The sequence below is a fragment of the Imtechella halotolerans genome, assembly GCF_028743515.2.
In the GTDB taxonomy this organism is placed as follows: domain Bacteria; phylum Bacteroidota; class Bacteroidia; order Flavobacteriales; family Flavobacteriaceae; genus Imtechella; species Imtechella halotolerans.
This window is the reverse complement of the sequence record NZ_CP117969.2, coordinates 3,003,432-3,016,197: the sequence shown is the minus strand read 5'-3', so window position 1 is coordinate 3,016,197 and position 12,766 is coordinate 3,003,432. Positions and strand designations below refer to the sequence as shown.

The window sequence follows — 12,766 nt, the reverse complement described above, 5'->3', positions numbered from 1 at the left end:
GGACTTTAATTTTTTACATCTAAGGCATCTCTAAGCCCGTTACCTACAAGCATAAATGCCATCACAAGACTCATTATGGCAACCCCAGGCACCAATGCTAAATATGCTTTTCCTAAAATAATATAACTGTAATGATCCTTAATCATAGCACCCCAACTTGGTGTGGGAGGCTGTGCCCCAATCCCTAAAAAGCTCAACCCACTTTCTACCAAAATTGCTGAGGCAAAATTAGCAGCCGCAATCACAATGACTGGGGCCATAACATTTGGCAAAATATGCTTGAAGACAATGCGCAGATGTCCATATCCCAATGCCTTTGCAGCAGTGACATACTGTGTCTCTTTTACACTCAAAACTTGACCTCTCACAACCCTAGCAACCTCAACCCACATAGTCAATCCTACTGCAATAAAAACTTGCCAATAACCCTTACCTAGTGCCAATGTCATGGCAATAACAAGCAGTAAAGTAGGTATAGACCAAGTTACATTAATAAACCACATAATTAAAGCATCAATTCTTCCTCCAAAATAACCTGCCAAAGCCCCCAGCGTAATTCCAATAATCAGAGAAATAAAAACTGCTATAAACCCAATTGAAAAAGAAATTCGAGTTCCCACAAGCATTCTGCTTAACATATCTCGACCATACTTATCTGTCCCTAGCCAAAATGTTCTAGTATCAATCCATTTTTCCACAACATCAGAAGTGGCATCAGCTCCCCATTTCGATAAAGGAACCACCTTTTCCAACCCCATCACGCCATCGGGTAGATATTCATTATAATACAACAAAGAATCCACCACCTTATAGGAAACTATTGGAATTTCAGTTTCCGTTGCCCGACTTCCAAAAAACCAACGACTCAAAACAGATTGTGTTTCTTTATTTTCGGAAGGTATCCTTAGCATATCAACTGAAAAACCTGGAGGCTGCGAATGAATGGTAAGTTGCATATGATTCGCATTAACCGAATTATCTGGAGCCAAAACATACGCAAATACGGCAAGTAAGCCACAGCATGTAATAAAACACAAACTTAAAACGCCCCAAAAGTTTCTTTTAAACTTTTGGAGCGCCAGTGTTGTTAATGAACTGACTTGTTCATTCATACTATCCTTTTATAGCCGCTACACGTTGTTTAACTGTAGCTTCTTTTAAATCAGTTAACACATTAATGGCTTCCTCTACATATACATCCCCCGAAAGTGCTTCGTGCCAACGATCTCTACGTAATTTAAGCTCCTCATCCTTCTCCACCTCTTTTTGCTCATAAGGTAATGATAAGAATGTTAGATTTGTTTTGTATTCAGAAAGTTTTTTGAAACGCTTCGCCATGCTTTCATCTTTTTCCAACTCCCGCTTGAAGGCCTCATAATTAAGTGGATAGACCATATTGTCTTGTTGCTTTTTAACCCATCTTGCATTTTCATCAACCAGCTTCAAATAGTCATTGTTAGCCATACGCTCTTGACTATTCTTCACGGTTTCTTCATAATTCATTATCCCGTCCCACTTTTCATAAGAAGCCGGTTCTATACGATCCCATGACAACGGATTTTTCTGATCCTTTTCTCCTATATTAATATAACTGTAACGATCAGGAACCACTACATCACCCTTAACGCCCTCTAATTGAGTAGACCCACCATTAATACGATAAAACTTTTGAGTTGTTATTTTCAAAGCTCCTACATCTCCTAAATCACTGTTTTGCAAAAACTGATTTAAATCAATCACATTCTGAACGGTTCCCTTCCCATAGGTTTGTTTGCTTCCAATTACAATAGCACGTTTATAATCCTGCATAGCAGCAGCCAAAATCTCAGAAGCAGAAGCCGATAATTCGTTCACAAGAATCACCAAAGGACCATCCCACAGTATCGATTTATCGGTATCACTTAAGACATCCTTACGTTGACCGGCCGATTTTACTTGAACCACGGGGCCCTCTTTTATAAAGAAACCTGCCATATCTACAACAGTTTTCAAAGATCCTCCACCATTATCACGTAAATCAAGTACCAGACCATCCATTCCTTCTGCCTTTAATCTTTCAATTTCAAGTGCAACATCTGAGGCCGCATTTCGCTCCTTATAATCTTTAAAATCTATATAAAACTTAGGTAAATTAATGACTCCAAAAGTGTGATTTTTATGACTTACTAAGGCCGTTTTGGCATAAGATTCTTCCAATTCAACAATATCACGAACAATCGACACAACCTCATTAGTACCATCTACTCGTTTCACTGTAAGAAACACCTTGGTCCCTTTAGGTCCCTTAATCAACTTTACTGCATCGTCCAAACGCATACCTGCAATGTCAACGGGCTGTTCTCCCTCTTGGGCAACCTTCATTATTTCATCACCAACCTCAAGGCTTTTCTCTTTCCATACAGGTCCACCCGAAATAACTTCAACTATTCTTATTCCATCGGTACGTTTTTGTAAACGAGCACCTATACCTTCAAATTTACCTGACATACTCACATCAAAACGATCCTTATCCTCAGGGGCAAAATAATTAGTATGTGGATCAAATTCTTCGACAAGACTATTAACATACATTGAGAACCAATCACGACGCTGTAAATCATTCATTAACCCAAACGACTCCATAATAGTTTTGCGAGTTGCCTCTCTAGCTTCTTTTTCAATTTCAGCAGAGCTTCGAGGGTTTTCAGAATTACTATTCTCTTTCATTTTACTATGATAACTCGACAATGTAGAGAACATTAAAAGTTTACGCCAACGTTCTTTTAAATTAGCCTTATTGGTGGCATATGGTAAATTTTCATAATCCACATTAATAGTTTCTTGAGTAGAAAAATCAAAAGGATCAACGAGCACTTCTTCAACAATTGCTTTTGACTCTTCCATACGCTTTAAAAGTCGTTCGTGAGATACATTAAAAAACTCAAGTGAATTGTTTTTCAATTGATCATCTATCTCTAGTTCATACTTCTTAAAGTCATCAATATCCGATTGCAAAAAGTATCGTTTTTGTCCATCTATAGCTTCTATAAAACTATTGAACACTCCTTTAGAGTATTCATCATCTGTTGATTTAGGATCAAAATGACCTCTCTCAACTACATATTTAATAATTTCAAGTAATACTTTGTCTTTATCTGGATTATCAAAAGACTTCGTAGTAAAGCTACATGAGGCAGCCGAAATTAGAACTACAAACAGTAAATAGGTTAGATTCCTTTTCATTCCTTTTTCATTTTTGAGGGTGGTATAGACATTAGTTGAGTCCACAAAAAACGTCCTACTATTTTTTTCTTCCTTGTATTCATTCAACAATTAAACACAGCTGTAGTTTACGAAAAATGAATTGACACTAAAATTATATAAAAAACTGTGCCATTGATTTACAATGATACTAATTTTTTGTTAAACGACCGGTAATCTTTTCATAACCCTTAAAATGCTTATTTTTGTTGCAAACAATCCTTCTTTCTTATGCAAAAAAAGCCTTTAATATTAGTAACTAACGATGATGGTATTACAGCCCCGGGTCTTAGATGTCTTATAAAAATCATGAATGAATTGGGTGACGTGGTAGTCGTTGCTCCAGACAGCCCTCAAAGTGCAATGGGCCATGCAATAACTATAAACTCTACATTGTACTGCAGTCCTATTACAATAGATGATGGGGAACAAATAGAATACAGTTGCAGCGGAACCCCGGTAGATTGTGTAAAACTTGCAGTCAATGAACTCCTTAATCGAAAACCAGATTTATGTGTTAGTGGCATTAACCATGGTTCGAATTCATCCATTAATGTAATATACTCAGGAACTATGAGTGCGGCTGTAGAAGCAGGAATAGAAGGAATCCCTGCTATTGGTTTTTCACTTCTAGATTATAATTGGGAAGCAGATTTTGATGCAGCCAGAAATTACATTAAACGAATTACATTAAATGCTCTTGAGGAAGGCATCCCAGAAAATGTTGTTCTTAACGTCAATATACCTAAGCTTAAAGAAAATGAAATAAAAGGAATTAAGGTATGTCGTCAAGCGAAGGCATTTTGGGCTGAAGAATTTGACAAACGTGTAAATCCTCAAGGAAGAAATTATTACTGGTTAACTGGTAAATTTGTAAATCAAGACAAGGGTCAAGACACTGATGAATGGGCACTTGAAAACGGATATATTTCCGTGGTACCTGTCCAATTTGATTTAACGGCTCATCACGCTATTCAAAAATTAAATACTTGGAAACTGAATGACTAAAAAAGATCTTTTCATTGGATTGACAGTTGGTTTTATTGCGAATATTGTCGGTGTCATAGCGTATGTTTTTATATTTTCAAAACTTAGCCTTCTTACCACTTTACAAATAGCACAAGAACAAGGATATCTTGGAAGTATTTTAGCATTGGGTGCCATTTTAAACCTTTTCGCCTTTTTTGGTTTTTTAAAATTAAAACGTGACCAGCGAGCCAGAGGAGTCCTTCTAGCTACTATGCTAACTGCAATTTTCATACTAATTGAAAAGTTCATATAAATAAAAGCAGGTCGAAATTTTAACAAGATGAAATATTACCTCATAGCCGGGGAAGCTTCAGGAGATTTACATGCTTCCAACCTAATGAAAGCTATTAAAGCAAAAGACACACAGGCCGAATTCCGGTTTTGGGGTGGTGATCTCATGCAACAAGTTGGAGGAACCTTAGTAAAACACTATCGAGATCTGGCCTTCATGGGTTTTTTAGAAGTACTACTAAACCTACGTACTATACTAAAAAACATCACTTTATGCAAAGAAGACATAAATGCTTTTAAACCAGATGTGTTAATCTTTATAGATTATCCAGGTTTTAATATGCGTATAGCACATTGGGCTAAACTCAGAGGTATTCCAACACATTATTACATTTCTCCTCAGTTATGGGCTTGGAAAGAAAATCGAATTAAAGCAATCAAGCGAGATGTAGATAAAATGTATGTCATCCTTCCTTTTGAGAAGGATTTTTACGAAAAAAAGCATTCGTTCCCTGTGCATTTTGTCGGACATCCCTTGCTTGATGCTATAGCAGACAGAGAACAGATCCATCCAGATGATTTCAAAAAGGCAAATAACCTGGACGACCGACCAATTATAGCATTACTGCCTGGAAGCAGGAAGCAAGAAATCAAAAAATTGTTAAATGTCATGCTTACAATGCTTCCTAAATTTCCTGAATATCAATTTGTAATTGCTGGAGCTCCAAGTCAGGAATTTGAATTTTATAAGCCCTTCATAGGTTCTAAAGACGTCAGTTATATTGCCAATAAAACATATGATCTTTTAAGTGTTGCGCATGCTGCGATAGTAACAAGTGGTACTGCCACTCTAGAAACTGCACTTTTTAAAGTACCTGAAGTAGTATGCTATAAAGGTAATTGGGTATCATATCAAATTGCAAAAAGAATAATTACATTAAAATATATATCGCTGGTCAACTTAATCATGGACCGGGAGGTAGTAACAGAATTAATCCAAGGTGAATGCAACTCTAAAAAGTTAGAAATAGAACTTCGCAAAATATTAGATAAAAACCACCGGGAACACCTTTTTATGGAATATTACAGATTAGAACAGATATTAGGTGGACGCGGTGCAAGTCAAAAAACAGCTGACTTAATTATTTCAAGTAATAAACATTGATTTTTTTTACTAATTTGCAGCCCTATGTTATCAGAAAAAATTCCTCATTCCATACTCATCTACCTTACCGCATTGGTCTTAACTTCTTGTGGAAGCACAAGACGTATAGAAGTAGTTTCACCAACTAGAATAGTCAAAACTGAACCAAATTACATAAACATAACAGAACCAACATTCCCATCTGTTACAACGGATCTTAAAATAGCGAATCCTACCTCTTCAAATTCTCAGGTCGACGCCATAATTGAAACTGCCCTTTCTTATACAGGAACAAGGTACAGAATGGGTGGAACTACACGTCAAGGAATGGATTGTTCAGGATTAATCTACACAACTTTTCTTAATCACGACATAACCCTACAAAGGTCCTCTTATCTAATGGCGCGTGAAGGAGATGATATAAAACTGGATCAGGTCAGTGTTGGTGATTTACTTTTTTTTGTAACCAATAGAGGGAAACGAATCAACCATGTTGGTCTGGTTGTTCAAGCTGGAAAAGAAATTAAATTCATTCACTCATCAACCTCAAGAGGTGTCATTATATCCTCTCTAAAGGAAGGATACTGGAGTAATGCCTTTGTAAAGGCAAAAAGAATATTATAAAATAAACCAATTTATATACTTGATTAATCTCTAGTGATGCCCTTGGAATAAATTCCTTGAGCATAATCATTACAGCTACAAAATCATTTTACCGTGAGTACTATAGTTTGCATGTGGGTACCCAATTATGACACATAAACTACCGTCATACACTCCTTTATATCTTGTCGTTAAGGATAAAAACAAATCTGAAAACCAACGTGCACTTCAAAACAAAAGCTCCCCTTAATGCATTCACATAAAGGGGAGCTGTATAATGGATTAAAAAATAATTTTAGATTTTAAACTCATATTTAAAATTCTTCTGATATGCATCAAAATCTTGCTGAGTTCTTATTTTCTTATGATCATCATTTTTGAAAAACTTAAGAAAAACTTCTAATTTATCGGGTGTTAGATATCCACGAACAGGCATAAGAGTCTGTCCCTTTTCATCAAAGAAAACCATAGTAGGGTATGCATTCACCTGTAAATAAACAGTTAAATCATGCACGCCATTTCTACCCTTTCTTTTGGGATCAAAACGTGGGTTTCCAAACTTTTTACCTTGGTAATTTAGTTCCTCATTACCCTCACCATTAAATTTTACAGGATAAAAGTGCTTATTAACATAAGCTGCCAAATCCTTATTGGAAAAGGTATTTTTATCCAGTAATTTACAAGGTCCACACCAAACAGTATATACATCCATAAAAATTTTCTTAGGTTTCTTTTGTTGGGCAGCCAATGCCTCTTCAAAAGTCATCCAATTAATTTCCTGGGCCGATACAGATCCGGCAATGAATAAAATTAGAACAAAAAATGCGTGTTTCATAATTAAAACAATTAGGGCTAATAATTCGTCTAAAGTACGAAAAAACCAGTGGCGGTTTTATTTATTAACATTACCTTACACCATGCATAAGTTTCTTAATAACCGGATATACTAAAACTGACAATATAGCTAATGCAAGTGAAACACCGGTTAGGATCCAGAAGAAATGACTAATCCCTTTTTCTTCAGCAATACTTGCCGAGGATTCAGCAAACATACCTGCTAACTTCATTCCGATAGCAATAGCCAGGTACCAAATACCAAACATTGTCGCAATCATTCGAGCCGGTACTAGCTTACTCACATAGGAAAGTCCTACCGGGGATATACACAACTCTCCCATAGTATGGAAAAGATATACCAGTATCAACCATATCATGCTTACAGATGCTGTCTTAGCCCCAGGTTCAATTCCAGATGCACCAAAGGCCACACAAGCCATTCCTAAACCTAAAAGCCCCATTCCAATAGCCCATTTCATATTTGCATTTGGATTATACTTACTTTCCCACCATTTCGAAAACAAAGGAGCAAGTGTAATAATAAATAAGGAATTAAGCACAGAGAACCATGATGCAGGCACTTCGGTCTGTTCCATTCTAAACTCATTAATCAACATCCATATAGCAATCCCCCATACAATAACAAAACTAAGTGATAAGAAGATATTAGACCAAGCATATTTCCCAAATGTACGTTTAAACAACATGCCTAAAACCCAAGTAATAACAGCCAAAGGAATAATAGTCATTAATGAGTTAATAATTTTGAAAGCCAACCCTGCATTACCTTCAAGTGTACGTTGAGTGTAATCCCTTGCAAAAACGGTTAATGAGCTTGGAGATTGTTCAAATATGGCCCAGAAGAACATGGTTACAAAAGCAAAAAATATAATGGCTAGCATTTTATCTCGAGTAGTTTTTACATATTTAGGAATACGTATAGCCAACAACAAAATAAATAAAAGTAACGCAAACAATATTACCACCGTTGGCCCACTCATACCCATAAATTCAAAACTAAAGAGATTCATTTCTCCTCCTGAAATTTTTGAAACAGGATCATTAAGTATCCAAGCCAACCCTAAAGCTGCAGCCGCAAAAATTAATATTTTATGAAATTTAGTAAAAGGATTTCTTTTCTCCTCTGAATCCTCAGTGGAAGTATTTTCAACAACGACTACCTCTTTTCCTTTTGGCTTTACTCCTACATCTCCAAAAATGTTTTGCGCTAACCAAAATTGTAACAAACCAAAAAGCATGAAAATACCAGCAACTCCGAAGCCCCAGCTCCAACCTACTTTTTCGCCAAGATATCCACACAATAAAATACCTAAGAAAGCACCGGCATTAACTCCCATATAGAATATAGTGTAGGCACCATCCTTTTTCTCTGGTCTATCCTTATACATTTCAGAAATAATAGAAGTCATGTTAGGTTTAAAAAAACCACTACCAAAAACCAGAAAGGTAAGTCCTAAATAAATAAAGAAGGTGGTTTCTAGCGCCATGCAGGCATGACCAATAGTCATTAAAAGAGCTCCAAGCACCACTGCTTTTCGAATTCCAATTACATTGTCGGCAAAATACCCCCCCAACATAGTTGAGAGATACACCAAAGAAGTATACGTTCCAAAGATGGCAAAAGCCCATTCTGCAGGCCATCCCCAGCCCTCATCCATTATTGAGGCTGTAAAAAACAATATTAGTAAGGCACGCATACCATAGTAAGAGAAACGCTCCCACATTTCGGTAAAAAATAAAACGAAAAGCCCAGCAGGATGTCCTAACACTGGATTTTCAAAAAACTGACTAGTTGAGTTTGAGGTTTGGTTCATATCAAATTATATTATTTACGTTCAATCAACATTAATGTACTTTACCCATCATACGCTTCAATAGAGGCGAAATTAACAAGATAATTACGGCAGCTCCAATGGCGTATTTAGCAATTAGATCAAATCCACCTATATACGTATTTAAAGAATCAAATCCGCTAATTTCTGTATTGTCACTTTCTACAGCCAATTCTTTACCTATAAAGCCCACAAGCTGAAAAGCATAGGCTGACGATAAAAACCAAATACCCATCATAAATGAAACAATACGTTTTGGCGATAAATCAGTGATTTTAGATAATCCAACTGGGGACATAAACAGTTCTCCTACAGAAATCAAAAAGTACATTACCAATAAATACGAAAAAGGAACCATCCCATTTTCATCCGCACTATTCCCACTAAGAGAAAGCACATAAAAGCTCAATCCTGCCAATGCCAATCCTAAACCAAATTTATACGGCGTCCGCGGATTTAATTTCTTTTTTGAAAGATAAGCCCAAAGTAAGGAAATAGGTATAGATAAGATAATTATGTACATTGAATTCAATGAATTTGTCTGCGCAGCATCAATGAAAGATAAATTAACATTTCTGGCTGCAAAAAGGGTAATAACACTACCTGACAACTCATGGAATCCCCAAAATATGGTCATAAATAAGGTGATAAAGATAGCCACAAATAACTTTTTACGTTCTTCTGGACTGGCCTGATACAAAATATATCCGAGGTATCCCACAATCACAAAACCTACTAGTTTAAAAATAACATTTACAATGTTTTGATCACCAAGAAATGTTGTTCCTCCTCCAACGGCTTGATATGAAGAAAGAAGAAAAGCAATAAGTGGAGCTGATAAGAATGCGATTATAGGAATGAGTTGCTTTTGCTTAACCCCCATCACTTTTCTCTCATTAACTTCTACACTTGGTGGTAATCCCTTATCACCAAACACATTTTTTCGAATTCCACTCCAAAAAAACAACAAACCTATTAACATTCCAATTCCTGCAAGTCCAAAACCATAATGCCACCCATAAGTTCTACCCAGCCATCCACAAAGGAGTGGAGCGGCAAAACCGCCTATATTGATTCCCATATAGAAAATGGTAAATCCAGAGTCCTTTCGCAAATCTCCATCTTTATATAATGAACCTACAAAAGTGGAAATATTAGGTTTAAAAAATCCATTCCCAACAACTATAAAGGCAAGTGCAAGGAAAAAGGCTACATTATTTTCTATGGCAAGCACAAAATGCCCAATTGCCATCAAAATACCTCCTAAGAAGATGGATTGGCGCATCCCTAATATGGTATCGGAAATTCTACCACCAATAACAGTGGAAGCATAGACCAATGACCCATAAGAAGCGTAAACAGCCGCTGCTGCAGTATCTCTATTTACTAAGGCTTCAAAAATTTCGTTGACCATGTAAAGAGTCAACAATGCTCTCATTCCATAAAAACTGAATCGTTCCCATAATTCAGCAAAAAAGAGATAGAATAAGCCTGCCGGATGCCCAAATAGTTCTTTGGAAGGTGCTTGTGTTTGATTCATCGAAGTTGGTTTAAATTATAAGTTTTCCTTTAGGAATTCGGTCATTTTTGTATACAATTGTATTCGCGTATTTCCACCGTATATTCCATGGTTTTTGTCAGGATAAATTGCCCATTCAAATTGTTTATTTGCTTGCACTAAAGCCTCAATCATTACCATGGTATTTTGAACATGAACATTGTCATCGGCTGAACCATGAATAAGTAAATAGTTACCCTTTAATTTATCCACATGATAAATTGGGGAATTCTGATCATAACCACTAGGGTTTTCTTGAGGTGTAGTCATATAACGTTCCGTATAAACGGTATCATAGAATCTCCAACTGGTGACAGGCGCCACGGCAATGGCAGCCTTAAACACCTCATTACCTTTAAGTATAGCATTTGAAGACATAAACCCACCATAACTCCAGCCCCATATTCCAATTCGATTGGCATCCACATAAGGAAGTTCTCCCAATTTTTTCGCAGCTGCTATTTGATCCTCTACTTCAAACTTACCCAATTCTTTTTGAGTAATTTTCTTGAATTTTGCCCCTTTAAAACCTGTTCCTCTTCCATCGACACACACAACGATATAACCTTGTTGAGCCAACATAAAATGCCAGTAATCATTTCCTGAATACCAACGGTTTGCTACTTGTTGCGAGCCAGGACCGCTGTATTGAAACATTAGAACCGGATATTTTTTGTCAGGGTTAAAATCGTTTGGCTTAATAGTCCACATGTTGAGATCATATCCATTAACCGAGATGGTAGAAAATTCCTTTGGTGTTACGCCAAACTCCATTAGCTTTTCTAATACAGGTGTATTATTCACAATTTCTTTCAACATCTTTCCATCCTTTGATCGATGTAATGTATATCGAGGTGGTGTAGTTATACTTGAGTATGTATTGATAAACAAACTGAAGTTCGCACTAAACTTTGCGGAGTTTGTACCAATTTCAGCAGAAAGACGTTTTTTGTTTTTACCATTTAATCCTATGGTATATACATCACGAATTATAGAACCATTTTCTACAGACTGATAGAAAATTTGCTTTGATTTAACGTCATAACCATAGTAGGAGGTCACTTCCCAATTACCGCTAGTTACCTGATTGATTAACTTTCCAGTTTTACTATAATGATAAATGTGATTATGTCCTGACTTCTCACTCGTCCAGATAAAACTATTATCCGCTAAAAATGTAAGATCATCCGTTACATCTACATATGCCTTATCAGTTTCTTTTAAAATCAATTCAGATGTATTGTTTGCAGCATTGTAAAAAATCAAATCTAACTCATTCTGATGACGATTTAAAGTGCGTACACTCAAAATATTGGACTCATTAGTCCACTTTATACGAGGAATATAATACGGATTATCTAAGGCTACTGTCACCGTTTCCTTTGAAGATATATCGTAAACATGAAGAGACACATTAGAATTAGCTTCCCCAGCTTTAGGATACTTAAACACTTGTTGCGTAGGATACAGTCCATTCCCATAAATGTCCATGGAAAATTCAGGAACTTCCCTCTCATCAAATCGTATAAAAGCTAACTTAGAACCATTGGTATTCCACTCAAATGCACGAACAAAGCCAAATTCTTCTTCATAAACCCAATCAGTGATACCATTAATAATTTGATTTTTAACACCATCTGTAGTAATCTGCTTGACAGCTCCATTAGACAAGTCTTTTACATACATATTATTGTTATGTACAAAGGCAACTTTAGAAGCGTCTGGTGAAAGTGTTGGCTCTTGTATTTTTTTATCAAAAACAAGTGTGGCAACCTTAGTTTTAATATCGTACACATAATAGGTACCTAACTGTGAATGACGATAAATCGGCTCACTAGCCCCTCCCAATAACAATTTGGATTCATCATTACTGAATTCATAGGATGTGAAATAAAAATTTCCTGGAAGATTTGAAGAACTTACCACAGTTGCCACTTGGGTAGAAGTAGCATAATTATACATTTCTACAGAAACGCTATTATTTTTGCGGTTGTGCTGTAATACGGTATATTGAGTACCATTGTTCAACGAATGTAAAGCATCCATCCCGCGAGTGCGAAAGGTACTTCCAAACACATCCTCAATAGTAATCTGTTGATTTTGAGCATTTACAAAAACTGAAAAAGAACTTAAAATCAGTAGCGATACGAGTAGTTTTCTCATGAAGGTTACAGATAAATTAAAAAACCGTCAAGTTTACTAAATATTTAATAAATAACTAAACTTTTTTAGTTAAACCTACCTTATTTAGTATAGTAATCTACGTTATCT

Annotated in this window: 10 protein-coding genes; 4 read left to right on the top strand and 6 right to left on the bottom strand. The window is 36.2% G+C overall.

All coding sequences use genetic code 11. The features are described 5' to 3' along the window. Window positions 1–5 precede the first annotated feature (5 nt). Both PT603_RS13335 and PT603_RS13330 read right to left on the bottom strand, forming a co-directional pair. Complete coding sequence (locus tag PT603_RS13335; RefSeq protein ID WP_008237760.1) at window positions 6–1,112, bottom strand: ABC transporter permease; 1,107 nt, start codon at window positions 1,110–1,112, stop codon at window positions 6–8. 1 nt (window position 1,113) lies between these two features. Beyond that, a complete protein-coding gene (locus PT603_RS13330; RefSeq protein ID WP_008237758.1) occupies window positions 1,114–3,222 on the bottom strand; it encodes a carboxy terminal-processing peptidase in 2,109 nt (702 codons plus the stop codon). 249 nt (window positions 3,223–3,471) lie between these two features. On the opposite strand from PT603_RS13330, the gene surE reads away from it, so the two are divergent. From surE to PT603_RS13310, 4 genes are read left to right on the top strand one after another with little or no spacing between them, the layout of a single operon-like run. Next, window positions 3,472–4,248 carry a 5'/3'-nucleotidase SurE gene (gene surE, locus PT603_RS13325; protein WP_008237757.1) on the top strand — a complete coding sequence of 259 codons (777 nt, stop codon included), beginning with the start codon at window positions 3,472–3,474 and terminating at the stop codon, window positions 4,246–4,248. Then, on the top strand, window positions 4,241–4,522 hold the full coding sequence (locus tag PT603_RS13320; RefSeq protein ID WP_008237755.1) for a hypothetical protein: 282 nt from the start codon (window positions 4,241–4,243) through the stop codon (window positions 4,520–4,522). Before surE ends, PT603_RS13320 begins: the two co-directional genes overlap by 8 nt. Window positions 4,523–4,549: 27 nt before the next feature. Next, window positions 4,550–5,665 (top strand): lipid-A-disaccharide synthase, encoded by a 1,116-nt coding sequence (lpxB, locus tag PT603_RS13315; protein ID WP_008237752.1) that lies wholly within the window; start codon window positions 4,550–4,552, stop codon window positions 5,663–5,665. Window positions 5,666–5,689: 24 nt separating this feature from the next. After that, window positions 5,690–6,268, top strand: coding sequence for a C40 family peptidase (locus PT603_RS13310; protein ID WP_008237750.1), 579 nt, complete (start codon window positions 5,690–5,692; stop codon window positions 6,266–6,268). Window positions 6,269–6,542: 274 nt separating this feature from the next. On the opposite strand, the gene PT603_RS13305 is transcribed toward PT603_RS13310, so the two are convergent. From PT603_RS13305 to PT603_RS13290, 4 genes are all read right to left on the bottom strand, one after another. Next, on the bottom strand, window positions 6,543–7,082 hold the full coding sequence (locus PT603_RS13305; protein WP_008237748.1) for a thioredoxin family protein: 540 nt from the start codon (window positions 7,080–7,082) through the stop codon (window positions 6,543–6,545). 70 nt (window positions 7,083–7,152) lie between these two features. Next, entirely contained in the window at window positions 7,153–8,919 is a 1,767-nt protein-coding gene (locus PT603_RS13300; protein ID WP_008237746.1) for a peptide MFS transporter, read from the bottom strand. Window positions 8,920–8,950: 31 nt separating this feature from the next. Beyond that, on the bottom strand, window positions 8,951–10,477 hold the full coding sequence (locus PT603_RS13295; protein ID WP_008237744.1) for a peptide MFS transporter: 1,527 nt from the start codon (window positions 10,475–10,477) through the stop codon (window positions 8,951–8,953). Between the two features lie 15 nt (window positions 10,478–10,492). After that, window positions 10,493–12,658, bottom strand: coding sequence for a S9 family peptidase (locus PT603_RS13290; RefSeq protein ID WP_008237743.1), 2,166 nt, complete (start codon window positions 12,656–12,658; stop codon window positions 10,493–10,495). Window positions 12,659–12,766 lie beyond the last annotated feature (108 nt).

Excerpts from the sequence above, each read along its gene's own strand:
- PT603_RS13335 (WP_008237760.1), bottom strand. The coding sequence starts at position 1,112 with ATGAATGAACAAGTCAGTTCATTAACAACACTGGCGCTCCAAAAGTTT.
- PT603_RS13330 (WP_008237758.1), bottom strand. The coding sequence starts at position 3,222 with ATGAAAAGGAATCTAACCTATTTACTGTTTGTAGTTCTAATTTCGGCT.
- surE (WP_008237757.1), top strand. The coding sequence starts at position 3,472 with ATGCAAAAAAAGCCTTTAATATTAGTAACTAACGATGATGGTATTACA.
- PT603_RS13320 (WP_008237755.1), top strand. The coding sequence starts at position 4,241 with ATGACTAAAAAAGATCTTTTCATTGGATTGACAGTTGGTTTTATTGCG.
- lpxB (WP_008237752.1), top strand. The coding sequence starts at position 4,550 with ATGAAATATTACCTCATAGCCGGGGAAGCTTCAGGAGATTTACATGCT.
- PT603_RS13310 (WP_008237750.1), top strand. The coding sequence starts at position 5,690 with ATGTTATCAGAAAAAATTCCTCATTCCATACTCATCTACCTTACCGCA.
- PT603_RS13305 (WP_008237748.1), bottom strand. The coding sequence starts at position 7,082 with ATGAAACACGCATTTTTTGTTCTAATTTTATTCATTGCCGGATCTGTA.
- PT603_RS13300 (WP_008237746.1), bottom strand. The coding sequence starts at position 8,919 with ATGAACCAAACCTCAAACTCAACTAGTCAGTTTTTTGAAAATCCAGTG.
- PT603_RS13295 (WP_008237744.1), bottom strand. The coding sequence starts at position 10,477 with ATGAATCAAACACAAGCACCTTCCAAAGAACTATTTGGGCATCCGGCA.
- PT603_RS13290 (WP_008237743.1), bottom strand. The coding sequence starts at position 12,658 with ATGAGAAAACTACTCGTATCGCTACTGATTTTAAGTTCTTTTTCAGTT.